We start from the raw sequence: 24,650 nt of genomic DNA, 5'->3' as shown, positions 1-24,650 counted from the left end.
CGCCGCGGGGCGTCAGCCGGTCGGCCGCTCGGCGGCCGCGGACTCTAAGGTGATGGCCTCGAAGGCCCTGGGGTCGAAGCCGCCGACCTCCGCCAGCGGGATCACCTCGAAGCGCAGGTGGGGGCTGAGCGGGTTCCCGTACAGCAGGGTGTTGAGCTCCTCGTGCGAGTCGACCCGGTAGATCAGCAGTCCGCCCGAGGCGCCGACCCGGATCCAGTTGTGCCGGATGACGCCCTTGTCCACCAACTCCTTGATGTACGCGAAGCCTTCGGGGAGCCGCCGGCGGAAGTCGTCGGCGGAAATGCCGGTGGGGGACTGGGTCGCCAGGACCGCGAACAGCGCCATCGCTCCTCCAGGATCGGGATCTCGACGTCCGAGTCTGGGCGGCCCCGGTCACCGATCGGTCGACGACCGCTGGAGCGGACGGTCCGGGGGCGACCAGGGCACGTCGCCGGATGCTCGACCGGGCGCGGGCAGGCTCGGCCGGGTGAACTCCTCGCTCCCTGCCGACCGCTGGCCCAAGACGCCCTTTCCGCGCCCGACGAGATGGCTCGTCACCGGGGCCGGCGGGCTGCTCGGGCACGAGGTGACGGCGGCGCTGGCCGCCGAGGGCGTGACCGCGGTCGCCCTGGACCGGCGGGCTCTGGACGTCACCGACCCCGACGCGCTCGTCGAGGCCTTCGCCCGGCACCGCCCCGACCTGGTGGTCAACTGCGCGGCCTACACGGCGGTGGAGGCCGCCGAGGCGGACGAGGCGCGGGCGCTGCGGGTCAACGGGGACGGGCCGCGGCAGCTGGCCGCACTGTGCGCCCGGCACGGCACCCGGCTGCTGCACCTGTCCACCGACTACGTCTTCCCCGGCGACGCCGACTCCCCGTACCCGGAGGGGCATCCGACCGCCCCGCGCAACGCCTACGGGCGCAGCAAGGCCGCGGGTGAGCGGGCCGTCCTCGCACTGCTGCCGGACCTCGGCGCGGTGGTCCGCACCGCCTGGCTGCACGGTGCGCACGGCCGCAGCTTCGTCGGGGTGATGGCCGAACGGGCCAGGGCCGGCCGGACTGTCGACGTGGTGGCGGACCTGGTGGGGCAGCCGACCTGGGCGGCGGACGTCGCGCGGCTGCTGCTCGCGCTCGGCCGGACCCCGGGCGCGCGGGGCGTCTTCCATGCCACCAACGCCGGCCGGGCCAGCTGGTACGAGCTGGCCCGCGAGGTGTTCCGGCTGGTCGGTGCCGATCCCGGCCTGGTGCGGCCGGTGCCCGCGGCGGCCGTCGCCGGCTCCGCCTCCCGGCCGCGGTACACCGTTCTCGGCCACGACCGCTGGCACGAGGTGGGCATCCCGGCCCCCCGGCCCTGGCGGGAGGCGCTGGCCGAGGCGCTGTCGGCGGCGCCCCGGGAGGAACCGGACCGGCCCCGCTGACGGCGGGGCCGGGTGCCGATTCGGCCGGCTCAGCCGGCCCAGGCGGCCCGCCGGTGCCGGTGGGTCAGCCCTTCGAGGACCGGGACCAGATCGGCGGGCGAGGGCATGGCCCCGATCTCGTCCCGGAGCCGCGCCGCCCCGCGCGCGAACGACGGGTCCTTGAGCACCCGGGTCACCAGCCCGTGCAGCTCCGCCGGGGTCAGCGGACCGGTGCCGGACCAGCGCACTCCCGCCCCTGACCACTCGATCAGCTCCGCCCGGGGGCGCAGGTCCCACAGGTCGTTGGGGACGACGACCTGCGGGACGCCGTGCACCAGCGCGTTCTGCGCGGTGCCGAAGCCGCCCTGGTGAACGATCGCGGAGCAGGACGGCAGCAGCGCGTCCAGTGGGACGAAGTCCACCGCCCGGACGTTGTCCGGCAACGGGCCGGCCTCGGCCAGCTGCGCCGTGTCCAGGGTCGCCACCACCTCCGCGTCCAGCTCGGCCAGTGCCTCCAGCAGCACCGGCACGGAGGTCCGTTCGCCGCCCATCACCTCGCGGAAGGAGATCCCGAGGGTCAGGCAGACCCGGGGCCGGCGCGATGGTTCTCGCAGCCACGGCGGCAGCACCGCCCGCCCGTTGTACGGGACGTGCCGCACCGGTACCCAGGGCAGGTCGGTGGGCGTGCGCAGCGCGGCCGGCGCGGGGTCGAGGGTCCACTGACCGGTCACCAGGTCTTCGCTGAACCCGCCGCCGTACCGGGCCGCCGTCCAGTCCAGCCACTCGGCGAGCGGGTCCTCGCGCAGCTCCCCGGGCCGGGCGGTCAGCGACTCCCGGTGCCGTCGCCGCATCGTGCCCACCAGGTCCAGGCCGTAGAGCAGGCGTGCGTGCGCGGCACCGGCGGCCCGGGCGGCGACGGCCCCGCCCATCAGCAGGGTGTCCCAGACGACGAGGTCGGGACGCCAGCGCCGGGCCAGCGTGACCAGGTCGTCGACGGTCTCCTCGGCCGAGAAGTTCTGGAAGATGGCGGAGGTCATCACGGTGAACAGGCCGTCGAGGAAGTCGGGCGTCAGGCGCTCGGGCCGGTCCTCCGTCATCCGCATGAGCTCCTGGGCGTCGGGAGGGTCCGTCAGGCGCGCGGCCGCCCGCTCCTGCCGGCGCCGCAGCTCCGCCACGGACTCCTCCTGGGCGAGCGGCGGTCCCACCGCGGTCGCGGGCAGGCCGGCCGCGACGATGGTGTCCAGCAGGTCGGGCTGGCTGGCCACGCGCACCTCGTGGCCGGCGGCGCGCAGCGCCCACGCCAAGGGCACCTGGACGTGGAAGTGGGCCTTGGCGGCCACGGTCACAAATAGCACTCGCATGGGGGCGAGCGTAGGAAGGCGGCCTCGACCTCTCCTCGACGCGTTCTCGACCTCCGTTCCCGGCCCCGTCCGTCGGGGGACGTCACCGGGCGGGCAGCCACGCCTCGTCGTCGGTGGCGTGCGCCAGCACCCGCTGGAGGAGCTCGCGCAGGGTCTCGACCTCGTCCGGGTCGAGGTCGCCGAGCAGGTCCGCCTCCACCCGCGCGAGCGGGCCGTCGATCCGGGTCAGCATGTAGCGGGCCGTGTCGGTGAGTTCCAGCCGGCGCGAGCGGTCGTCGGCTCCGGGCCGGCGGCGCACGTGGTCGGCCTCGACCAGTTCGTCGACGAGCCGGTGCACCGACTGCCGGGCGATGCCGAGCTGACGGGCCAGGTCCGCCATGGTCAGCCCGGGTTCGTGGGACAGCTGGGCGAGCAGGCCGTACTGACGGACCGTCAGATCGTAGTCGTGCAGGTGCTCGTCCACCCGGCGCGTCGCCACCGTGCTGGCCACGGCCAGGAGATAGGGGATGTGGGTCCTCAAGGGCGGTTCACCTCAACCGGGGGAGCCGTGATCGTTTCCCTTTCGACGGTACGTCATGTCCCGCTTTGGCGCCGACCGGCGCGGTGCTCGGCGACCAGGCGCTCCAGGACCGGCACCAGCTCCCGGGGGGCCGGCGTGCCGAGCAGCTCGGCCCGCACCCGGGCCGCGGCGCGCGCGAACGAGGGGTCCTCCAGGACCCTGGTCACCATCGCGCGCAGCCGGCCGGGGGTCAGCTTCTCCGGCGGGCAGGTCAGGGCCAGGCCGACGGCCCGGGCCCGCTCCGCCCGCGGGGTGTTGCACCACATCCGGGACGGCACCACGACCTGCGGCACCCCGTGGGCCAGCGCGGTGAGGAAGGTGCCGGCGCCCCCGTGGTGGATGACCGCGGAGCAGCTCGGCAGCAGCTCGTTCAGCGGGACGAAGTCCACCGCGCGCACGTTCGGCGGCAGCGGCCCGATCGAGGCCAGCTGTTCGGAGTCGAGCGTGGCCACCACCTCCACGTCCAGGTCGGCGACGGCCGCGAGGAGGTCGCCGACCGACGCCTGGTCCCCGCCGACCACCTCGCGGAACGAGACGCCCAGGGTGAGGCAGATCCGGCGCCGGCGGGGCGCCTCGTCCAGCCAACCGGGCACCGCCGCCGGGCCGTTGTACGGCACGTAGCGGACCGGGACGCGGGGCGTGCGGAGCGGCAGGGCCAGGGAGGTGGGCACCGGGTCGATCGTCCACTGCCCGACCACCAGCTCCTCGTCGAAGCCGCGGCCCGGACCGGTCATCCCGTACCGCTCCAGGACCTGCCCCAGCCACTCCTCCAGCGGATCGTCCCGCAGCTCGGCCGGCCGCCGGCCGAGCACGGCCAGATAGCGCTCGCGGAGCAGGCCGACCAGGTCGAGGCCGAACATCAGCCGGGCGTGGGCGGCGCCGCAGACCCGGGCGGCGACCGGTCCCGCGAAGGTCATGGTGTCCCAGACCACCAGGTCCGGCCGCCAGTCCCGGGCGAACGCGACCAGGTCGTCGATCATCCGGTCCGGCACCGTGTTGCGGTGCACCAGCGGCGTCCAGGTGGCGAAGACACCGTGCAGGTGGTCGGCGGACAGCCGGGCCGGGCGGATCTCGCCCGGATCGAGGACCCGCAGCCAGGCGTCGTCGCGCAGTTCCTCCGGCAGGCCCGACTCGTCGGGGTTCATCTTGGCCGCGACGTACAGCGGTTCGCCGACCGGCACCGCGCTGAGGCCGGCCCGCGCGATGGACTCCGCCGCGTCGGGCTGGGTGGCGACGCGGACCTCGTGCCCGGCGGCGCGCAGCGCCCACGCGAGCGGCACCTGGGCGGCCACGTGGGTGGCGGCGGCGAACGGCTGGAACAGGACCCGCATCTGGGCGTTCCCCTCTCGGACGGGCCGGCGCGGTGGTCGGCGGTTCGGCGGTGGTCGGCGGTTCGGCGGTGGTCGGCCCGGGTCTAGGTGAGCGAGAGGCCGCCGTCCACCGGCAGCACCAGGCCGTTGGTGTACCCGGCCTCGGGCCGGGTGAGCTGGACGATCCACCAGGCGATCTCCTCGGGGCGGGCGACCCGGCCGCTCGGTGTCCGGGCGGCGGTCTGCTCCAGGAACGCCGCGTACCGCGGATCGGCGCCCGGGCCGCCCGGCGCCGGCTCGGGGGCGGTGTCGGTCACCCCGGGTGCGAGGCCCACCACCCGGATGCCGCGCGGGGCCAGTTCGACGGCCCAGGACCGGGTGAGGAAGTCCAGGCCGGCCTTGGTGGCCCCGTACAGGCTGTTCTCCGGCCAGGAGCGCAGGCCGAGCGCGCCGGCCGAGCCGATGTTCACCACCGTGCCGGAGCGTGCGGCCAGCGGCGCGAGCGCGGCCCGGGTGAGCAGCACCGGCGCCAGCAGGTTGGTGTCGAGCTGGCGCCGCGCCTCGGCCCGGTCCAGGGCATCGAGCGGGCGGTACCCCAGCGCGGCGGCGTTGTTGACGAGGACGTCGATGCCGCCGAGCTCGCGCACGGCGGCGTCGACGATCCGCTCCGGGGCGTCCGGGTCGGTGAGGTCGGCGACCAGGGTGTGGACGCCCGGGTGCCCGTCGGCGGCCTCGGCCAGGGTGGTCGCGGTGCGGCCGACGACGAGCACCCGGTCCCCGTGCGCGGTGAAGGCGCGGGCGGTGGCCCGGCCGATGCCGGTGCCGCCGCCGGTGACGACGATCCCGCGCGGGGCATCGGCCCCGGACCGGCCCGGGTGGTCGGTGTTCTCGGTTCGTGTGGTCATGCCGGACAGGATCGGGAGCGGGCCTCGCATCCGCCTCGACCCTCGCGCAGCGGCGGGGCGTGTCCGACGATTCCAGTCGGGCTCGCGAATCGTCAGACACGCCCCAGGACCCGGTGGTCAGCCGCCGGCCGCGAGCCCCGCCAGGTCGGCGGCGAGCTCGGCCGGGGTCGGGGCCGCCGCCACCTCCTCGCGCAGCCGCCCGGCCGCGGCCCGGTACGAGGGGTCGTCGAGCAGTCGCTCGATGCCCGACCTGATCGTCGCCTCGTCGGCGAGTTCCCCGGAGACGTGCAGCGCGGCCCCGGTGCCGGCCACCCGCTCGCCGGAGATCCGCTGCTCGGCGGCGAAGCTCGCGATGAACTGCGGCACCCCCGCCCACATGGCCGTCAGCGAGCTGCCGCCGCCCCCGTGGTGCACGACCGCCGAGGCGCCCGGCAGCAGGGTGGCCAGCGGTAGGCGCTCGGCCACCCGGACCGGGGGCGGCACCGGCCCGAGCTCGGCCAGGTCCCGGGCGGTGGCGGTGACCAGCACCTCCGCGTCCAGGCCGTCGAGGGCGGCGACGATCCTGGGGAGCAGGCAGGAGTCCGGCCCCGAGACGGTGGACAGCGCGGTGGACCAGGTGACGACGACCCGGGGCCGCTCCGGGCGCCGCGCGGTCCACGCGGGCGCGGCCGCGGTGCCGTTGTACGGGACGAAGCGGACCGGCAGCCGTTCGGCCTCGACCGGCACCTTCAGCGACCCCGGGTTCGGGTCCACCACCCGCTCGATCATCGACACGTCGAACGCGCCCAGGCCGTACCGGGGGAACGAACCGCTGTGGTCGGTGGGGACGATCCGCATGTGCTCGGGGTCGTGCGGGCTCGCGGGCCCCCACAGGCACAGCGCTGACGGCACCCCGAGCAGCTTCGCCACCAGCAGCCCCTCCAGACTCCCGGGGTCGTGCAGGACCAGCTGTGGCCGCCAGTCCCGGGCGTGGGCCACGGCCGCGTCGAAGCCGCGGGCGGTCGCCTCGGCGAGCCCCGGAGCGGTCCGGGTCTCGAAGTGCGCGAGGTCGAACGCGTCGAGCCGGTCCAGCCGGTCACCCGTCACCGGGTGCGGCGGCAGCCACGGGTACGGCCAGATCCCGGCCACCGCCTCCGCGTGGTACTGCAGCCGCAGCCGCAGGACCTCCGGCATCCCCGACAGGACAGGCACGGGCAGCAGCCCGCACCGGGCGACCGGATCGGTCTGGGACGGGTCGCACAGCACCCGCACCTCGTGGCCGGCCGCCTGGAACGCCCACCCGAGCGGCACCAGCGCCGCGTACTGGGTGGGCCAGGAGGACACGGTGAACAGCACCCGCACGGTCGGTCCCCCCGTCTCACTTCGCGCCGAGCGCGGTCCACACGTCGGCGTCCATCCACCGGGGCAGGGTGTCCTCCCCGTTGGTGCCCTTCTCGACGAAGACGATGTTGTGGTACGCGTGCACCCCGACCACGCTGCTCTGGGTGGGGGTGGGGTTCGTGACGGTGGGGTCCCGGTGCTCCCGGTGGTGCAGGTCGTCGATCAGCTCCTTGACCAGCCCGAGCGAGGTGTCCGGGCCGGCGACGCCGCCCGGGCTGCCGCCGAAGTCGGAGTAGTAGGCGGTCTGCAGGTCCTCGACGACGTACAGGCCGCCGGGCCGCACGTGCGGGAAGAGGGCCCGGAACGAGGTGCGCACGTGCTCGTTCAGGTGGCTGCCGTCGTCGATGACGATGTCGAACGGGCCGTGCTCCCGGGCCAGTTCGGTCAGGAAGTCGGGGTCGTTCTGGTCGCCGACCAGCGCCGTGAGCCGGGGTTCGGAGAGCGAGGTCTTGTCGTACAGGTCGAGCCCGAAGACGGTGCCGCGGGGGAAGTAGCGCTTCCACATCTTCAGCGAGCCGCCGCCGAGGTCGTCCTCGAACCCGCCGATCCCGATCTCCAGCACCCGCACGGGCTGGTCCCGGTAGCGGGCGAAGTGGCGCTCGTAGTGCGCGGTGTACCAGTGGAAGCTGGCCCACTTGTCGGAGCCGTACCGGATGGACAGCTCCCCGAGCTCCGGGGCGCGCCCGGTGCAGCCGGCCGTCAGGGTGGCGGTGGCCTGGGCTGCCGCGCGCAGCACCGTGTCCATCTCGCCGAGGAGTTCCCGCAGTTGACCGGGGTCCTCGGGGGTGGGCATGAAGGTGTTGTGGAAGTCCCCGGTGCGCGGGGAGTCCACCGGCCCGAAGAGCCGGCGGAGCAGCCCCGCGGCGGTGAAGGTGATGCGCGAGCGGACCTTGGCGGACTCCTCGGCGACCAGCCGGACCGGCTCGTCGCGCACCACGCGCAGCGTGGCCGAGTGCCGCTCCCCGCCGTGGGTGAGGTCGAGCGCCACGTCGACGGGGGCGGTGTTGGCCGGCTCCGGGCAGCGGAACCGCACCTCGTCGACGAGCACCCGGGCCACCTCGGACAGGCCGACGTCCTTCAGTAGGGCGTCGATCTCGTCGTCGGAGTCGGCTCCGGCTCGGATCAGGCGTCGGATCAGGGCGTTCTCTGCGGCATCCACCATGGCGGCGTCCCATCGGTCCACGAAGCGGTCCCGACCACCGTCGACGGAACGCCTGGAGAGCGGCTCGACCGCCGCTGAACGCCGCCGGGCCCCGGCCTCAGAAGTCCGCGCGGTGGTCGGCCACCCACTGCGCGAAGGTGCGGGCGGGCCGGCCGGTGACCCGCTCGCAGGTCGGGCCCACCGGGACGTCCACCGGGTCCTGGAGCAGCCAGTCCACGGCCTCGGCCGGCATGCCCTGGCCGAGCCACAGTTCACGGGCCGCGGGCACGGTCAGCTCCTCGAAGCCGATGTGCCGGCCGAGGACCTCGCCGAGCACCCGCACCTGCTCGTGCTTGGACAGCGACTCCGGGCCCGCGAAGGCGTACGCCCGTCCGGCATGTCCCTCCTCCAGCAGGGCAGTCAGCGCCACGTCGGCGATGTCGGCCTCGTGCACCGGGGCGCTGCGGGCCGCCCCGAACGGGGCGCGGACGGCGTTCTCGGCCCGGATGGTGGGGGCCCACCAGGACAGCAGGTTGGTCATGAACTCGCCCGGTCGGACATGCGTCCACTCCAGTCCGGAGGCCTCCACGGCCCGCTCCACCACGCTGTGGTGGTCGCCGCTGTAGTCCCCGGCGGCGTACTCGGCCGCGATCGACGAGAGCACGACGATCCGCCGCACCCCGGCCTTGGCGGCCCGGGCGGTGAACTCCTCGGCAGTGCCGGGGAGCGGGAACAGGAAGGCCCGGTCCACCCCGGCGAGGGCCGCGTCCAGGCTCGACGGATCCGCGAGGTCGCCGCGGACCACCTCCACTCCCGCGGGCAGTGTGGCGCGCTCCGGCGTGCGGGTCATCGCGCGCACCGGCACGTCCGCCGCCAGCAGGCCCGCCACCACGTGCCGGCCTACGTTGCCGGTGGCTCCGGTCACCAGAACGGTCATGGTCTCGTCTCCTTCTGCTTCTTCTCGGGTACTGAGCTTCGTCGTGTTCAGGAGGCTTCGGGCGCGGCTTCCGCCGCGACTTGAGCGCCCGTCGAGCGGCCGTTGCCATCGTCGTGGCGCCTACGTACGTTCCACGTCACGATCCGGGAGGAACCATGAGCGGCACGGATGGACGGGTGGCCGTCGTCACCGGGGCGACCAGCGGGATCGGCCTCGCCGTGGCCCGAGCGCTGGGCGCCGGGGGACTGCGGGTCTTCCTCTGCGCCCGGGACGGTGCGGCAGTCGCCGACACCGTGACGCTCCTGCGGGAGGAAGGGGTGGACGCCGATGGGCGGAGCTGCGACGTGCGTTCCACCGAGGAGGTGGACGCCTTCGTGCGCGCCGCCGTCGACCGGTTCGGCCCGATCGACGTCCTGGTCAACAACGCGGGCCGCAACGGCGGTGGGGCCACCGCCCAGTTGACGGACGAGCTGTGGCTGGACGTCGTCGACACCAACCTCACCAGCGTGTTCCGGGTGACGAGGGCCGCCCTGACCAGCGGCGGCATGCTGGACCGCGGCCGGGGCCGGATCGTCAACATCGCCTCCACCGGCGGCAAGCAGGGCGTGGTGCTGGGCGCGCCGTACTCGGCCTCGAAGCACGCCGTGGTCGGTTTCACCAAGGCGCTGGGCCTGGAACTGGCGAAGACCGGCATCACCGTCAACGCGGTCTGCCCCGGCTACGTGGAGACGCCGATGGCCGAGCGGGTCCGGGCGGGCTACGCCGAGGTGTGGGGCACCACGCCCGAGGCGGTGCTCGAACGGTTCGAGGCGAAGATCCCGCTGGGCCGGTACACCACGCCCGAGGAGGTCGCGGGGCTGGTCGGCTACCTGATCACGGACACGGCGGCGCCGATCACCGCCCAGGCCCTCAACGTGTGCGGCGGGCTCGGCAACTACTGAGCGTGGCCCGGTCACGGCAGCTCGTCCCCGCCCCCGTCCCCGGTGCCGACGTCTGGTTCCGGGGGCGCGGGCGTTCCCTTGAGCTCGTGGAAGCCGGGGGTGCCGGCCAGCAGCAGGATGGCGTCCCACAGCCGGCCCGCCTCCTCTCCGCGGGGCACGCGGGAGAGGACCGGCCCGAAGAAGGCCACCGGAGGACGGCCGGGCCGTGCCGGGTCGGTGACGGCCACCACCGGGGTGCCGGTGCGCGGGCCCAGCAGGCCGAGGGCTTCGGCGTGTGAGGCGCGCAGCGCCGCGTCGTGCCCGGTGGAGGTGCCGGCCGCCGCCAGGGCGGCCGGCAGACCGGCGGCGGCAAGCGCCGTGGCCGGGTCGGTGATCCAGCGCCGGCCGCTGCCGGCCCACAGGGCGCGGTGGAAGCGGACCAGGGCGTCCTGGCCGTGGGCCTGCCGGACGGCGGTGGCGATCCGCACCGGGACCAGGAGGTAGCCCTCGGGATCCCCTTCCGGGTCGTCGTCGCGGCCCTCGTTGAGGAGCGCCAGGCTCATCAGGTGCCAGCGCGGCGCCAGCGGGCGGACCCGGGCCGCCTCCCGCAGCCAGCGGGAGGTCAGCCAGGTGTAGGGGCAGGCGGGGTCGAACCAGACGTCCACGGTGCGGGCGTCGGGGCCCGGCGCGCTGCGGTCGGTCACGGTGGCTCCTTCAAAGGAGATGATGCTTCGTCAGAAGTGGCTACTACGCTGAGGCGTTGCGCATGCCGCGGATCCCGGCCGTGACGCCCAGCATGGCGATGGCGCCGGCCGCGAGGAATCCGTACAGCACCACCGATTCGATCAACTGCCCGTCGAACAGAGCGCGTTCGGCCTCGACCACGTGGGTCACCGGGTTGATCCGGCTCAGCACGTAGAGCCAGGTCGGCGCGGCCGCCTCGGTGATCGGCAGCAGCACCCCGGAGAGCAGCAGCAGGGGGAAGAAGACCACCTGCTGTACCCCGTAGAACAGGGTCTGCCGGCGGCGGGAGTGGAGCGCCAGGGTGAAGGACAGCGCGCCGATGCCGACGCCGAAGACGCCCAGCAGCACGAGCCCGGCCAGGGCGCCCGGCAGGTGCAGCCGGAAGTCGGTCGGCAGCAGCAGGAGGAGGATCAGCAGGGCCTGGGTGAGCAGGACCACGACCTCCTTCAGCGTCCGGCCGACCAGCATGGCGGCCCGGTTGAGCGGGGTGACGAGCAGCCGCTCGAAGGCGCCCGAGGAGATCTCGTTGAGCAGCGAGGCGCCCGCCCCCGCGGTGGCGGACAGGCCGAGCAGGACGAGCATGCCGGGGACGAACCACTGCCAGGGCGAGCCCGCGCCGGCCGGCCCGCCGCCCGCGCCCGGGCCCGCGCCCGAGTTGGAGAGCAGCGGCGCGAAGAGGGCCAGCAGCAGGAACGGCAGCATCATCGTGAAGAGCAGGCCGACGGGCTGGCGCAGTTCGGGCTTGAGTTCGCGGGCGAACGCGGTGCGGGTGTCGGTGAGCACCTTCATGGTCAGGCTCCCTGGTGAGGGGTGGTCGGGATGTCGGCGTCGGCGCTCTCCCGGAGGGTGCGGCCGGTCAGGGTGAGGAAGACGTCGTCGAGGGTGGGGCGGGCCAGCCGGGTGCTGTGCACCCGGATCCCGGCCGCGTCGAGGTCGCGCAGCAGCTCCGGCAGCCGGACGTCGCCGTCGGAGGTCCGGACCCGCACCTCCCGGTCCTCGACGGTCACCTCCCGAACGGCCCGCAGGGTGCGGGCTCGGGTGGCGGCCGGGCCGGTGTCGGCGGGGTCGGCGGTCGTGAAGGTGATGAGGTCACCGGCGAGTTCGGCCTTGAGGCGTTCCGGGGAGTCGTCGGCGATCACTCGGCCGTGGTCGACGACAAGCACCCGCCCGGCCCACAGGTCGGCCTCCTCCAGGTAGTGGGTGGTGAAGACGATGGTGGCGCCGAGGTCCTTGTGCAGGCGCAGCACGTGCTCCCAGATGTTGGCGCGGCTGTGCGGGTCGAGCCCGGTGGAGGGCTCGTCGAGGAAGAGCAGGGCCGGTTCGTGGACCAGGGCCATGGCGATGTCGAGCCGGCGGCGCTGGCCCCCGGAGAGGGTGCCGACCGTCCGCCGGGCCAGCCCTTCCAGTTCGAGGGCGTCCAGCAGGCGTTCGGCCCGGGCGTGCGCCTCGGCACGGCGCAGGCCGTACGCGCGGCCCTGGGTGACGAGTTCGTCCATGACTCGGAAGCCGGTGCCGGCGCTGTTGCCCTGGCCGAGGTAGCCGATCCGGCGGCGCACCCCGGCAGGGTCGGCCACCACGTCGTGCCCGGCGACGGTGGCGGTGCCCGCGGTCGGCGGGAGCAGGGTGGTGAGCATCCGCAGACTGGTGGTCTTCCCGGCGCCGTTCGGGCCGAGGAAGGCCACCACGGAGCCGGCCTCGATGTCGAGGTCGAGACCGCGGACGGCTTCGACGGTCTCTCCCTTGGCGCGGAAACTTCGGGTGAGTCCGCGGGTGTGGATCATGAGGTCTCCCGTACGGGGGCGTGGAGGGGGCGCGGAGGTCACGGCTGCCGGGCGGGGCCGATCGGAGCGGCCCCGGGCAGGCGGAGGAGAAGTCAGCTGCTCCGGGCTCTTGACTTCTGAGAGCTTAGAAGCGTCAATAACGTCACTGTCAGGACCGCTGACAGTCTCCTTCCCGCCCTCGGAATCCCGTTCGAGCGCGCCGCGTACCAGCGACCCTCCACCGGCCCGCCAGCGACGGACCCCAGGCTGATCGCCGACGGACGATCGGCCGCAGGCCGCACGGGAAGGTCGGTGAACCCCATGGCAGGACTCACGCGCAGACGGTTGATGGAACTCTCCACGATGGCCGGGGGAGCCACGCTGCTCGGCGTTCCGGCCGTCGCCGCCACGCCGGCGGCCGCAGCGCCGGTCACCCTGGGGCCGGTGGTCCTCGGCCCGGACGACCCCCGCTACACCGAACTCACCACCCGCGGGCACAACGGCCGCTTCACCGGCTCCCCGGACGTGGTGCACCTGGTCGGCTCGCCCGGGCAGGTGGTTGCCGCGGTCGGGCAGGCCGCGCGGGACCGCAAGCGGATCGCGGTCCGCAGCGGCGGCCACTGCTTCGAGGGTTTCGTCGACGACCCGGCCGTCCGGGTCCTGATCGATGTCTCGGAGATGACGGACGTCTCCCACGACCCGGAGCGGCAGCTCTTCGCCGTCGCGGCCGGCGCCACCCTCGGGCGGGTCTACCGCACGCTCTACCTGGGCTGGGGCGTGACCCTGCCGGGCGGCAGCTGCCCCGGCGTCGGGGTGGGCGGCCACGTCGCGGGCGGCGGCTACGGGGCACTGTCCCGCCGGTACGGGCTGGTCGTCGACCACCTGCACGGTGTCGAGGTCGTCGTCGCGGACCGGTCCGGCCGGGCCCGCCTGGTCACCGCCACCCGGGACTCCACCGGGCCCGAGCGTGAGCTGTGGTGGGCCCACACCGGCGGCGGAGGAGGTAACTTCGGGGTCGTCACCCGCTACCTGTTCCGGTCGCCGGGCGCCGCCGGCGCGCCGGGCGACCTGCTGCCGAAGCCGCCGACCGCGGTACGCTCGGTGTCCCTCGGCTGGCAGTGGCAGGACCTGAACCAGGAGGCGTTCGCCCGGCTGCTGCGCGCCCACGGGGACTGGCACCAACGGCACGCCGGTACGGACACGCCCTACGCCGACCTGTCGAGCGGCCTCACCCTCGGCCACCGCGCCGCCGGGCGGGTCTCGGTGGACGCCGCCCTCGACGCCTCCCGCCCCCGCGCCCGGGAACTCCTGGACGCCTTCGCCGCCGAACTGACCGTCGCGGCCGGCGTCCCGCACACGGCGACCACCGCCGTGACGCCGTGGCTGAAGTCGGTGCTGGGCGTGGTGCAGTGGCCGGGCGGCGCCCGGTTCAAGTCCAAGTCCACCCTGCTGCGCAAACCCTGGTCCGACCGGCAGATCGCGGTCCTGCACGACCACCTGAACCGGGGCGGCGAGGAGTTCTCCACCGCCGGCGTCTACCTCACCTTCCTCGGCGGACGGATCAACACCGTGCCCCAGGACGCCACCGCCCTGCCCCACCGGGACAGCCTGTTCAGCGTCGTCCACGAGACCCTGTGGGGCGAGCCGGAGCAGACAGAACGCCACCTGGCCTGGGTGCGCGGCCTCTACCGGGAGCTGCACGCCGACACCGGCGGCGTCCCGGTGCCGAACGAGGCCAACGGCGGCGCCTACGTCAACTACCCGGACACGGACCTCGCCGACCCCGGCTGGAACATCTCGGGCGTGCCGTGGAGCGCCCTCTACTACCGGGACAACCACCGGCGGCTGCAACGGGTCAAGGAACGCTGGGACCCGCTGGACCTGTTCCACCACGACCTGGGCATCCGGCCGGCCGGCTGACGGACGGCGGTGAGCCCAGCCCAGCGGTTTTCGAGTCACCGACCAGAGCCGGCCCCGACCCTGGCTCCGCTGACCGACAGCGGAGCTGGAGGAGGACCATGTCACGTCCCGGAACCCACCACACCGAACACTCGATCACCGTGTCCGCGTCCCCGTGGCGCGTCTACGACCTGATCGCCGACGTCGGCCGCTGGCCGGAGACCTTCCCGCCCACCGTGCACGTCGAACACGTCGAACGGGGCGACACCGAGGAACGCATCCGGATCTGGGCCACCGCCAACGGCGAGGTGAAGACCTGGACCTCGCGGCGGCTGCTGGACCCCAGCCGGCTCAGCGTCCGCTTCCGGCAGGAGGTCTCCCAGCCCCCGGTGTCCGCCATGGGCGGGGAGTGGATCGTCGAGCCGCTCACCGGCACCGAGACCCGGGTGCGTCTGCTGCACGACTTCCGGGCCGTCGACGACGACGCCGAGAACGTCGCCTGGATCCAGCGGGCGGTCGACCACAACAGCGGCGCCGAACTCGCGGCCCTGCGCACCGCCGTCGAACGCGAGGAGGCCGGGGCCGGCCTGGTGCTCACCTTCGAGGACACCATCGCCTTCGACGGCGACGTCAAGGCCGCCTTCGCCTTCATCGACGAGGCGCACCGCTGGCCCGAGCGACTGCCGCACGTGGCCAGCGCGGAGCTGACGGAGAATCAACCAGGCCTCCAAGTCCTGGAGATGGACACCCGGGCGCCGGACGGCTCCACCCACACCACCCGGTCCGTCCGGATCTGCTTCCCGCACGACCGGATCGTCTACAAACAGCTGCGCACCCCCGCGCTGATGACCGCCCACACCGGACAGTGGCTGTTCCGGGTGGACGGCGAAGGGGCCCGGATCACCTCCGTGCACACCGTGGTCCTCAACGAGGAGGCCGTCCCGGCCGTCCTCGGACCGGATGCCACCCTCGCCGACGCCCGCGCCTTCGTGCGCGACGCGCTGGGCCGCAACAGCACCACCACCATGGAGCACGCCGTGGCGCACGCCGGCCGACCGCGGGCGTAGCACGACCAAGGGTGAGGGGAGGGCCGGGACAGCCGGCCCTCCCCTCACCCGTCACTCACGCCTTCGGGCCGCCGAGCACCGCCTCGGACAGCCAGTCCACCGCGTCGGGATAGGTGAACGGGTGCATGAACGCGCCCGCCCGCACGTCCCGGTAGAGCCGCGACAGCGGATGCGCCCCCGCGTAGGAGGCGCCGCCGATCACCACCAGGCAGTCCGAGACGATGTCGGGCGCCAGCCGGTTCACCATCAGCTTGGCGCACTGGAAGTCGGCCATCATGCGCCGCCCGCGCTCCGCCGGATCACCGTCGAAGCCGTACGCCAGCCAGTCCGCCACCGACAGCGTGCCCGCCACCGTCGTGCGCAGCGCGTACAGCCGGGCCTCGATCTCCGCGAGCAGCGTGCGCGTCGCGGCCCCCGCCGCCGAAAGCCCGCCCCGCTTGGCGAGTTCGGCCACCACGACGTCCCGCGCCGCCTGTGCCACCCCCGCGTAGATCCCCAGCATGGTGATCGAACTGACCGTCTGGCCCGCCAGGGACGCGTCCGACTGCTCCCCGACAGGCCCGCGCAGGAACACGTCCCCGGCCCGGATCGGACAGTCCTCCAGCACGACGTCCACGGTGCCGGAGGCCCGCATACCCAGCCCGTCCCAGTTGTCCAGGACGGTCAGGCCCGGGGTCCCGCGCGACAGCACGGCCGCCGCCGAGCGGGCCACGCCGGCCACCTCCACCTGCGCAGAGACGACGAAGTCGGTCGCGAACGGCGCCATGCTCGCCAGGGTCTTGCGGCCGGTCAGCACCCAGCCGCCGTCCGGGGCCGGCCGCAGCCTGGTCACCACCCGGCCGCCGGGGGCGTCCTTGACGGTGGTGCACACCACGGCCTCGCCCGAGCCCATGCCGCGCAGCAGCCGCTCCGCCAGCGCCCGCGGCCCGTCGTCGCCGTGCCGCCACTCGTGGGTGAAGGTCAGCCCCCGGCTGAGCTGCATGTGCAGCGCCAGCGCGGTCGACGCGTCCGCCTCGGCGACCGTCGTCAGTGCCAGGGCGACGTCGTGCAGGGAGGTGACGCCCAGGCCGCCCAACTCCCGCGGCACGGTGGCGCCGAGCACGCCGCCGGCGCGAAGGGCCGCGAACACCTCGGTGCGGAAGACCCCCTCCCGGTCGGCCTGCCGGGCGCCGTCCCGGATCGCGTGCAGGTGCCCGGTGAGCTGGTCCATCAGGGCCCGGCCGGCCGCGGTCCTCGGCGTGCGCAGGTCCGCCGTGACCGCCCGGTACCCGTTGTGTGTCGCCATCGCGTTCCCGCTTCCTTCGCTCGACATCCGGCCGCCCGGTGCGATCGGGACGGCCTCGATGATGTCCGGTGCGGTTCGACGACCGTTCGAAAGCCGCTGCCCCGTCCTGGAGTTCGGCCGGTCCGGCCGGTCAGGCACCGGTCTCCCGCAGATAGCGGTCCAGCGCCCGCCGGTGGTAGCCGGGCCCGAAGGGCGGCCCGGCCGACCCGGGCACCAGCCGCCGAAGCTTCGCCACCGACGGGCAGTGCGAGAAGGCGCTGTCCCCGCCGCCGACGAGTTCCTCGGCCGCCTCCAGGCCCAGCCGCCGCTTCAGGTGGACCACCAGGTCCCGGACGTCCACGCAGTCGCCGGAGGCCACGTTCACCGTCTCGTTGCGCACACCCGCGGCGAGCAGCCCGTCCACGAGCCGGACGAAGTCCGCCACGTGCAGCAGGTCGCGCCGGGCCCCCGGGTGCACCCGGACCAGCCCCGCCCTGACCTGCGCCAGCAGGGCCGGCACCAGCCGGAAGTCGGGCTCGTGCGGCCCGAGGACGTACGCCAGGCGCAGCACCAGGTGTTCGACGCCGGACTCCCGGATCACGGTCTCCAGAGCGTGCTTGTGCCGGCCGTAGCGGGTGCTGGGGACGAGCGGGTCGTCCTCCCGCCCCCGGCAGCCCGGGCCGCCGTACATGCTCACCGTGGAGAGAAAGACCAGCAGGTCGCCCCGGTTGCGGCAGCGCGCGACCGTGTCCCGCACCAGCGCGGCCTCCCGCTCGTGCTCGGAGTCCGGCAGGTGCTGGCGGGGCACGCCCGCGGCCAGCACCGTCACCCCGGGGTGGGCCTCGCGCAGCGGCCACAGGTACCGGGCGATGAATCCCTTGCCGATGATGTCCATGACCGCGTCACCCTAGGGCGTGGGTGCCACGCCCCCCTCGTGCCCGGCTCGAAGGCCCGCCCGGACCCGGCCACGGGAAGTCGAGGGGTGATCGAGGGGGCCTGCCTAACGTCCTTCCTCATGACAGCGAGCATGACCGACGGCGAGTTGGGGCGTGTGCTGCTGACCCTGCGCGGCGTGCAGTGGATCCTGGGCACCAAGGGCGATCCGTACGCGCTGCTGCTCCGTGCGGCCGGCGACGACCGCGCCGAACTGGGCCGGCGGGTCCGCGAGCGCGGCCCCCTGTACCGCAGCAGTGCCGAGGCGTGGGTGACGGCGGACCACGAGGTGGCCACCGCCGCGCTGGCCGACCGGCGGCTGACGCCCCGGTCCCCGGGGGCCGCCACCCCGGCCGGTGAGCCGGCCGGCGAACCGGCGCCCTGGGACGTTCCCGCCCTGCACGAGGTGCTGCCGCTCGCCGAACTGCCCACCGGACTCGACCGCGAGGAGTACGAGCGGCTGGCGCGCTGGGCCGAACCGGTCCTCGGCGAACGGGCCGTGGGCCGCCTGCGGGCACCGGCCGTACGGGCCTACCGGAGCCGGGCGGCTGCCCTCGGCGAGCGGTTCGACCTGGTGGACGACCTGATCCGGCCGGCCACCACCGAGACGGCTCGGGTGCTGCTCGGGCTGCCGCGGCACCGGGCCGAGCGCTTCGCCGAACTGTGCGGCGCGACTGCCGGAGCGCTGGACGCGACGCTCTGCCCGCCCAGGCTGGACACCGCCCGCCGGCTGGGCGCCGCCCTGCCCGAACTCCGCGCCCTGCTCGCCGAGACGGTCGCGGACGCCGAGAAGGCAGTCGCCGGGAACACGTACGCCGGGAAGACGGTCGGGCGTGCGACCGGGGGCGGCCTGTCCGGCCGGCTGCTGCGGCTCCCGTCGCCGGACGGGCGTCCGGCGGCCGCAGCCGACGAAGTGCTGACCGTGAGCGTCCTGCTCGCGACGGTCGGCGTCGACGTCACCACCACGCTGGTCGGCAACGCGCTTGCCCTCCTGCTGGACCACCCCGAGCAGTGGCGGGCCCTGGTCGAGGACCCCGGGCTCGCCACCGCCTGCGTCGCCGAGACCCTGCGGCACGCGCCGCCGGTCCGGCTGCGCCGCCTGCACGCCCGGCAGGACCTGGAACTCGCTGGGACCGGGGTGGCCGCCGGTGAGGAGGTGGTGGTGCTGGTCGAGGCCGCGCACCGCGACCCCCGGCGGCACCCCGACCCCGACCGGTTCGACCTCCGCCGGCCCGCCCACGACCGCCGGCTGCTTCCCGAGGACGGCCACCACGGTGGTCTCGTCGGCCCGGCGGCGCGGCTGGCGGCCGACGCGGCCCTGCGGGCCCTCGCCGCGGAGCTGCCCGACCTGACCCGTACCGGCGAGGTGCTGCGCCGGCTCCGCTCACCGATCACCAGCGGGGTGCTCCGCTTCCCCGCCGCCCGCCACGGAACCGTCCGGCGGCAGATCCTGCCCCGGGCCCGATGAATCCCGAGGAAGGCCCCATGTGCCGTGTCTGTGGAGGACCCGTCCGTCAGTTCTTCGACTTCGGGCGCCAACCACTGTCCGACGCCTTCGTGGACCCGGAACGGGTCGACGAGGAGTACTTCTTCCGGCTCGCCGTGGGCATCTGCGAGTCCTGCGGCATGACCCAGCTCCTGGAGGAGGTCGCCCGGGACCGCATGTTCCACGAGGCCTACCCCTACCACTCGTCCGGCTCGGCCCACATGCGGCGGCACTTCGAGCAGACCGCCGCCCGGCTGTCCCGTGACCACCTGCGCGGGCCCGACCCGTTCGTGGTGGAGATCGGCTGCAACGACGGGGTGATGCTGCGCGCCCTGGCCAAGGAGGGCATCCGCCACCTCGGCGTGGAGCCCTCCGGCGGCGTGGCCGAACTCGCCCGCCAGCAGGGCGTCCGGGTCCGCTCCGAGTTCTTCGAGGAGGCGACGGCGGCCGCGATCCTGGCCGCCGACGGCCCCGCCGACCTGGTCTACTCCGCCAACACCATCTGCCACATCCCCTACCTCGACTCCGTCTTCCGGGGCCTCGACACCCTGCTGGCCCAGGACGGCGCCTTCGTCTTCGAGGACCCGTACCTCGGTGACATCCTCGAACGCACCACCTTCGACCAGATCTACGACGAGCACTTCTACTTCTTCACCCTGACCTCGGTGCGGAACGCGGCCGCCCGCCACGGCTTCGAGGTCGTCGACGTCGAACGGCTGCCGGTGCACGGCGGCGAACTGCGCTACACCCTCAAGCGGGCCGGCCGCGGCACCCCGAGCCGGGCCGTGGCCGAACTGGCCGCCGAGGAGCGGCGCAGGGGGCTGGACAACCCCGAGGTGTTCGACGAGTTCGCCGTCCGCATCGAACGCATCCGCACCGAACTGACTACGCTGCTACGGAAGTTGCGAGCGGAGGGCAAGCGGGTCGTCGGCTACGGCGCCACCGCCAAGAGCGCCACCGTGACCAACTACTGCGGCATCGGACCCGAGTTGATCGAATGGGTCTGCGACGTGACCCCGGCCAAGCACGGCAAGCTCATGCCCGGCTCGCACATCCCGGTCCGCCCCAGCGAGGCCCTGGCCCACCCCTACCCGGACTACGTGGTGCTGTTCGCCTGGAACCACGCCGAGGAGATCACGGCCAAGGAGCGGCTGTTCCGCGAGTCCGGCGGGCGCTGGATCGTCTACGCGCCGGAGGTCCGCGTCATCTGACCCCGCACCACCCCACCGCCGGTCCCCGCCGGCGCCACCACCAGCAACGAGGACGGTGACATGGAGTCGCGACAACTCGCCGTGGCCGGCGCGTTCGAGTTCCGGCCGGAGGTCTTCACCGACGAACGGGGGCTCTTCGTCTCCCCGTTCCAGGAGACGGCCGCCCGCGAGGCCCTGGGGCATCCCCTGTTCCCCGTGGCCCAGACCAACCACAGCCGCTCCCGGCGCGGCACGATCCGGGGCGCCCACTACACCCTCACGCCCCCGGGGGTCGCCAAGTACGTGTACTGCGCGCGCGGCCGGGCGCTCGACCTGGTCATCGACGTCCGGGTCGGCTCGCCCACGTACGGCCGCTCGGACGCCGTCCTGCTCGACCAGGAGGACTTCCGCGCCGTCTACTTCCCGGTCGGCGTCGCCCACGCCTTCGTGGCCCTGGAGGACGACACCGTGATGTCGTACATGCTCTCCGGCGAGTACGTCCCCGAGCACGAGCTGTCGCTCTCCGTCCTCGACCCGGCGCTCGGCCTGCCGCTGCCGCGCGACGTCGACCCGGTCATGTCCGAACGGGACCGGGCCGCGCCGACCCTGGAGACGGCCGAGAAGAGCGGCACCCTCCCGGAGTACCGCGCGTGCCTCGACCTCGAACGGGCACTGTGCGGCCGCCCGGCCCGATGACCGCCGGGCCGCGGACGGGCGCCGTCGCCGTGATCGGCGCCACCGGCTGGGTCGGCGGCGCGGTGACCGCCGCGTTCGGCCGGGCCGGCCGGCCCGTGGTCGAGGTCGCGCGCCGCCGTCGGCCCCCGGACACCGCCGGCCGGCGCTTCCACGCCCTCGACGTCGCCGCCGCGGACCCGGCCGAGCTGGCCGCACTGTTCGCCGAGGCCGACGTGGACACCGTGGTCAACGCGGCCGGCGGCTGGGTCACCGGAGCGGCCGAGAACGAGCGCGCCCACGTCCGGCTGGTGGAGAACCTGCTGGCCGCGTGCGCGCGCACGCCCCGGCCGCCGCGCCTGGTGCAGATCGGCTCCGTGCACGAGTACGGACCGCTGCCCGCCGGCACCGCCGTCGACGAGGTCCGGGCGCCGAACCCCGGCTCCGTCTACGCCCGCACCAAACTGGCCGGCGCCGAGGCGGTACTCCGCGCCACCCGCGAGGGCGCGGTGGACGGCGTGGTGCTGCGCGTCGTCAACCTGTGCGGCCCGGGCGCCGCGGCGGGGTTCCTGGGCGCCGCGGTCCGCCTGCTGCGCGCCGCCACCCCGGACCGCCCGGCCGAGCTGACCGTGGCCGACGCCCACCGCGACTACCTCGACGTCCGGGACCTGGCCGGCGCCGTCCTCGCGGCCGCCACCGCCCCGGTGACCGGCCAGGTGATCAACGTGGGTCGCGGCGAGGTGGTACCCGTGAGCCGTCTGATCGACCTGCTCGTCGCCGCCGCGGCCCCGCCGCCCGGCGCGGTCCGGCGGCGCACCGCCCCGGTCGACTCCCGGGGCGGTGACTGGACCCTCGCCGACATCGCCCGCGCGGCCCGGCTGCTGGGATGGCGACCGCAGGTGGAGCTGCCCGCCTCGATCAAGGACATGTGGAACGCGTCCCGTACGGACCACCTGGAGCGAGCATGACCGAAGCAACCGCACGACCCGCGAGCCGGCGGCGCACCGCCGCCACCCCCCTGCGCGTCGCCGCCTCGGCCCGCGCCCGGCCCGACGGGCCCGCCTTCCGCCAGGACTTCCACGACTGGTTCGCCGAGGCCGCGAAGCGCACCTTCACCTGGGTGGAACGGGTCCCGCTGGACGAACTCGCCGGCTGGCGGACCGACCCCGGCACCGGCAACCTGCGCCACCACACCGGTGGCTTCTTCACCGTGGAGGGCCTGGAGGTGCGGATCCCGGACGGCCCGGTGCCGGCCTGGAGCCAGCCCATCATCAACCAGCCCGAGATCGGCGTCCTCGGCATCCTGGTCCAGGAGTTCGACGGGATCCTGCACTGCCTGATGCAGGCCAAGGTCGAACCCGGCAACGCCAACGGGCTGCAGATCTCGCCGACTGTGCAGGCCACCCGCAGCAACTACACCGGCGTCCACGGCGGCCGGCCCGTACCGTACCTGGAACTGTTCCGGGACCCAGGCCCGGACGGCCCGCTGGTCGACGTGCGCCAGTCCGAACAGGGCTCCGCCTTCCACCACAAGCGGAACCGGAACATGGTGGTCGAGGCGTACGGGGACGTGGAGGTGCACGAGGGCTTCCGCTGGTTCACCCTCGGCGAGCTGCACCGACTCCTCGCCGAGGACGACCTGGTCAACATGGACGCCCGGACCGTGCTGTCCTGCCTGCCGTTCGCCGACGCCCGGCTCGCCCGCGAACTTGGCCCGCCCGACGACGAGTTCCGGGCGGCCCTGTTCCGCTCCTGCGACCCGTCCGCCGGGGCCCGGCACTCGCTGGACTCCGTGCTGAGCTGGATCACCGAGGCCCGCACCCGCACCGAGGTTCGGGTGCGCCGCGTCCCGCTCGCCGGACTGCCCGGCTGGCACCGCACCCCGGAGCGGATCTCGCACGAGAGCGGCGCCTTCTTCGACGTCATCGGCGTACGGGTGGAGGCCGGCGGCCGGGAGGTCGCCCAGTGGGCCCAGCCGATGATCGAACCGCACGGCACCGGCGTGGTCGCCTTCCTGACCCGGTCCATCGACGGGGTGCTGCACGTCCTGATGCACGCCCGGGTCGAGGCCGGCTACACGGACGTGGTGGAACTGGCCCCCACCGTCCAGTGCACCCCCGACTCCTACGCGCACCTGCCGGGCAGTGCCCGGCCGCGCTTCCTCGACGCGGTGGAGGCGGCGGACCCGGGCCGGATCCGCTTCCGGTCCGTGCTCTCCGAGGAGGGCGGACGCTTCCACCACGCCCGCAACCGCTACCTGATCGTCGAGAGCGACGCCGACACCGACGTCGCCCCCGACGATCCCGACTACCGGTGGATGACCGTGCACCAGCTCGTCGAGCTGCTGCGCCACAGCCACTACCTGAACATCCAGGCCCGCAGCCTGGTGGCCTGCCTGCAGAGCCTGCTCGTCCCCGGCGAGCCGGCGCCGACCGTGGAGAGGAAGGTGCCGTGATGCACCCCGACAACGTACGCCCGGTCACCCGGTGCCGGGTCTGCGAAGCCTCGGACTGGCAGGAGGTGGTCTCCTTCGGCGACGTGCCGCTGGCCAACGCCTTCCTGGAACCGGCCGCCTCCTACGTGGACGAGCCGGCCTACCCGCTGGGCGTGGTGTCCTGCCGCTCCTGCCGGCTGATGAGCGTCACCCACGTGGTCGACGCCGAGGTGCTGTACCGCACCTACAGCTACGTCACCTCGGACTCCGAGACCATGACCCGGCACATGGCGAGGGTCGCCGACCTGTGCCGGGAGCGGGCCGGCCTCGCCGCCGGCGACCTGGTGGTGGAGCTCGGCAGCAACACCGGCCAGCAGCTCGCCGCCTTCGCCCCGCACGGGGCCCGGCTGCTCGGCGTGGACCCGGCCCGCAACCTGACGGCCGCCGCCGACCGGCTCGGAGTCCCCACCGTGCCCGAGTTCTTCACCGCCGCCACCGCCGGGGCCGTCCGCCGGGACCACGGCCCGGCCCGGATCATCCTCGGCCGGCACGTCTTCGCCCACATCGACGACCTCGCCGGGGTGCTCGCCGGAGTGCGGGAGCTGCTCGCGTCCGACGGCGTGTTCGTCATCGAAGTCCCGTACGCGGTCGACCTGTTGGAGAAGAACGCGTTCGACACCATCTACCACGAGCACCTGTCGTACTTCCTGGTCCGCACGCTGGACACGCTGTTCACCCGGCACGGCCTCAGTCTGTTCGACGTGCAGCGACTCCCGGTGCACGGTGGTTCCCTTCTCGCGTTCGTGGGACGCACCGAGCAGGGGCGGCCGGTCGGCGCGACCGTCGGGGCGCTGATCGCGGACGAGGAACGGGCGGAGCTCGGCAGCGAGGCCGGCTACCGGGAGTTCGTCCGCGGCGTCCAGGTCGTCCGGGAGGAACTGCCCACCCTGGTGCGGTCCCTGGTCGAGGAGGGCAACCGGGTCGCCGGGTACGGGGCGTCGGCCAAGGGCACCACGATCCTCAACATCTGCGGGCTCGGCCCGGACGAGGTGGCGTACTGCACCGACACCACCGTCCTCAAGCAGGACAAGGTGCTGCCCGGCACCCACATCCCGGTGCGCAGCCCCGACTGGGCGCGGACCGACCCGCCGGACGTCTACCTGATGCTGGCGTGGAACTACGCCGACGAGATCCTGCGCAAGGAGGAGGCCTTCCTGCGGGCCGGCGGCCGGTTCGTGCTGCCGTTCCCGAAGCCCGTCATCGTCTCGGCGGACTCGCTGCGCTGACGGCAC

23 protein-coding genes are annotated in these 24,650 nt (G+C 74.2%); 10 read left to right on the top strand and 13 right to left on the bottom strand.

Annotated features, from left to right (window positions below; translation table 11 throughout):
* Positions 1-12: 12 nt before the first annotated feature.
* The gene (locus RZ50_RS10245; protein WP_217680472.1) at positions 13-345 is read right to left on the bottom strand and encodes a muconolactone Delta-isomerase family protein; all 333 of its coding nucleotides are present in this window, start codon (positions 343-345) and stop codon (positions 13-15) included.
* A gap of 142 nt (positions 346-487) precedes the next feature.
* Between RZ50_RS10245 and rfbD the strand changes: the two genes are divergently transcribed.
* Complete coding sequence (rfbD, locus tag RZ50_RS10240) at positions 488-1,417, top strand: dTDP-4-dehydrorhamnose reductase (protein ID WP_308271575.1); 930 nt, start codon at positions 488-490, stop codon at positions 1,415-1,417.
* 29 nt (positions 1,418-1,446) lie between these two features.
* Here the strand turns inward: rfbD and RZ50_RS10235 are convergent, their stop codons facing one another.
* The 7 genes from RZ50_RS10235 to RZ50_RS10205 form a co-directional block, all read right to left on the bottom strand.
* Positions 1,447-2,757, bottom strand: a complete 1,311-nt coding sequence (locus RZ50_RS10235) for an activator-dependent family glycosyltransferase (protein WP_217680468.1) — start codon at positions 2,755-2,757, stop codon at positions 1,447-1,449.
* Positions 2,758-2,839: 82 nt separating this feature from the next.
* Positions 2,840-3,277 (bottom strand): MarR family winged helix-turn-helix transcriptional regulator, encoded by a 438-nt coding sequence (locus tag RZ50_RS10230; RefSeq protein WP_217680466.1) that lies wholly within the window; start codon positions 3,275-3,277, stop codon positions 2,840-2,842.
* Between the two features lie 53 nt (positions 3,278-3,330).
* A complete protein-coding gene (locus RZ50_RS10225; protein ID WP_217680463.1) occupies positions 3,331-4,647 on the bottom strand; it encodes an activator-dependent family glycosyltransferase in 1,317 nt (438 codons plus the stop codon).
* 83 nt (positions 4,648-4,730) lie between these two features.
* Positions 4,731-5,531 carry an SDR family NAD(P)-dependent oxidoreductase gene (locus RZ50_RS10220; protein ID WP_217680461.1) on the bottom strand — a complete coding sequence of 267 codons (801 nt, stop codon included), beginning with the start codon at positions 5,529-5,531 and terminating at the stop codon, positions 4,731-4,733.
* A 117-nt stretch (positions 5,532-5,648) separates the two neighbouring features.
* A complete protein-coding gene (locus RZ50_RS10215) occupies positions 5,649-6,872 on the bottom strand; it encodes a nucleotide disphospho-sugar-binding domain-containing protein (RefSeq protein WP_217680459.1) in 1,224 nt (407 codons plus the stop codon).
* 16 nt (positions 6,873-6,888) lie between these two features.
* Entirely contained in the window at positions 6,889-8,073 is a 1,185-nt protein-coding gene (locus RZ50_RS10210) for a class I SAM-dependent methyltransferase (RefSeq protein WP_217680457.1), read from the bottom strand.
* Between the two features lie 97 nt (positions 8,074-8,170).
* Entirely contained in the window at positions 8,171-8,989 is an 819-nt protein-coding gene (locus RZ50_RS10205) for an NAD(P)H-binding protein (protein WP_217680455.1), read from the bottom strand.
* 155 nt (positions 8,990-9,144) lie between these two features.
* Here RZ50_RS10205 and RZ50_RS10200 point away from each other — a divergent pair, with 155 nt between their 5' ends.
* Entirely contained in the window at positions 9,145-9,930 is a 786-nt protein-coding gene (locus RZ50_RS10200) for an SDR family NAD(P)-dependent oxidoreductase (protein WP_217680453.1), read from the top strand.
* Between the two features lie 11 nt (positions 9,931-9,941).
* Here RZ50_RS10200 and RZ50_RS10195 read toward each other — a convergent pair whose 3' ends face one another.
* The 3 genes from RZ50_RS10195 to RZ50_RS10185 are packed head-to-tail and all read right to left on the bottom strand — an operon-like array spanning position 9,942 to position 12,434.
* Positions 9,942-10,613, bottom strand: coding sequence for a DsbA family protein (locus RZ50_RS10195; protein WP_217680452.1), 672 nt, complete (start codon positions 10,611-10,613; stop codon positions 9,942-9,944).
* Positions 10,614-10,656: 43 nt separating this feature from the next.
* Positions 10,657-11,442 (bottom strand): ABC transporter permease, encoded by a 786-nt coding sequence (locus RZ50_RS10190; protein WP_217680451.1) that lies wholly within the window; start codon positions 11,440-11,442, stop codon positions 10,657-10,659.
* 2 nt (positions 11,443-11,444) lie between these two features.
* Positions 11,445-12,434, bottom strand: coding sequence for an ATP-binding cassette domain-containing protein (locus tag RZ50_RS10185; RefSeq protein WP_217680450.1), 990 nt, complete (start codon positions 12,432-12,434; stop codon positions 11,445-11,447).
* Between the two features lie 300 nt (positions 12,435-12,734).
* Here RZ50_RS10185 and RZ50_RS10180 point away from each other — a divergent pair, with 300 nt between their 5' ends.
* Complete coding sequence (locus tag RZ50_RS10180; protein ID WP_217680449.1) at positions 12,735-14,333, top strand: FAD-binding oxidoreductase; 1,599 nt, start codon at positions 12,735-12,737, stop codon at positions 14,331-14,333.
* A 98-nt stretch (positions 14,334-14,431) separates the two neighbouring features.
* The gene (locus tag RZ50_RS10175; protein ID WP_217680448.1) at positions 14,432-15,379 is read left to right on the top strand and encodes an aromatase/cyclase; all 948 of its coding nucleotides are present in this window, start codon (positions 14,432-14,434) and stop codon (positions 15,377-15,379) included.
* Positions 15,380-15,434: 55 nt separating this feature from the next.
* Here the strand turns inward: RZ50_RS10175 and RZ50_RS10170 are convergent, their stop codons facing one another.
* Together RZ50_RS10170 and RZ50_RS10165 are read right to left on the bottom strand one after the other, a co-directional pair.
* Complete coding sequence (locus RZ50_RS10170) at positions 15,435-16,664, bottom strand: acyl-CoA dehydrogenase family protein (RefSeq protein ID WP_217680447.1); 1,230 nt, start codon at positions 16,662-16,664, stop codon at positions 15,435-15,437.
* A 130-nt stretch (positions 16,665-16,794) separates the two neighbouring features.
* Positions 16,795-17,538, bottom strand: coding sequence for an NAD(P)-dependent oxidoreductase (locus RZ50_RS10165; RefSeq protein ID WP_217680446.1), 744 nt, complete (start codon positions 17,536-17,538; stop codon positions 16,795-16,797).
* Positions 17,539-17,658: 120 nt separating this feature from the next.
* Here RZ50_RS10165 and RZ50_RS10160 point away from each other — a divergent pair, with 120 nt between their 5' ends.
* Genes RZ50_RS10160 through RZ50_RS10135 form a run of 6 tightly spaced genes read left to right on the top strand, consistent with a single transcriptional unit; the run spans position 17,659 to position 24,644 of the window.
* The gene (locus RZ50_RS10160; RefSeq protein ID WP_217680445.1) at positions 17,659-19,044 is read left to right on the top strand and encodes a P450-derived glycosyltransferase activator; all 1,386 of its coding nucleotides are present in this window, start codon (positions 17,659-17,661) and stop codon (positions 19,042-19,044) included.
* A 17-nt stretch (positions 19,045-19,061) separates the two neighbouring features.
* Positions 19,062-20,273: a class I SAM-dependent methyltransferase gene (locus RZ50_RS10155; RefSeq protein WP_254802441.1), complete on the top strand. Its 1,212-nt coding sequence runs from the start codon at positions 19,062-19,064 to the stop codon at positions 20,271-20,273.
* Between the two features lie 60 nt (positions 20,274-20,333).
* Positions 20,334-20,948 (top strand): dTDP-4-dehydrorhamnose 3,5-epimerase family protein, encoded by a 615-nt coding sequence (locus RZ50_RS10150; protein ID WP_217680443.1) that lies wholly within the window; start codon positions 20,334-20,336, stop codon positions 20,946-20,948.
* On the top strand, positions 20,945-21,892 hold the full coding sequence (locus tag RZ50_RS10145) for an NAD(P)-dependent oxidoreductase (protein ID WP_217680442.1): 948 nt from the start codon (positions 20,945-20,947) through the stop codon (positions 21,890-21,892). Before RZ50_RS10150 ends, RZ50_RS10145 begins: the two co-directional genes overlap by 4 nt.
* Positions 21,889-23,379: an NDP-hexose 2,3-dehydratase family protein gene (locus RZ50_RS10140; RefSeq protein ID WP_217680441.1), complete on the top strand. Its 1,491-nt coding sequence runs from the start codon at positions 21,889-21,891 to the stop codon at positions 23,377-23,379. The genes RZ50_RS10145 and RZ50_RS10140 overlap by 4 nt, the downstream gene beginning before the upstream one ends.
* Positions 23,379-24,644 (top strand): class I SAM-dependent methyltransferase, encoded by a 1,266-nt coding sequence (locus RZ50_RS10135; protein ID WP_217680440.1) that lies wholly within the window; start codon positions 23,379-23,381, stop codon positions 24,642-24,644. Before RZ50_RS10140 ends, RZ50_RS10135 begins: the two co-directional genes overlap by 1 nt.
* Positions 24,645-24,650 lie beyond the last annotated feature (6 nt).

Source organism: Kitasatospora sp. SUK 42 (assembly GCF_015776785.2).
Lineage (GTDB): Bacteria > Actinomycetota > Actinomycetes > Streptomycetales > Streptomycetaceae > Kitasatospora.
This window is presented reverse-complemented; position numbering and strand designations above follow the sequence as displayed.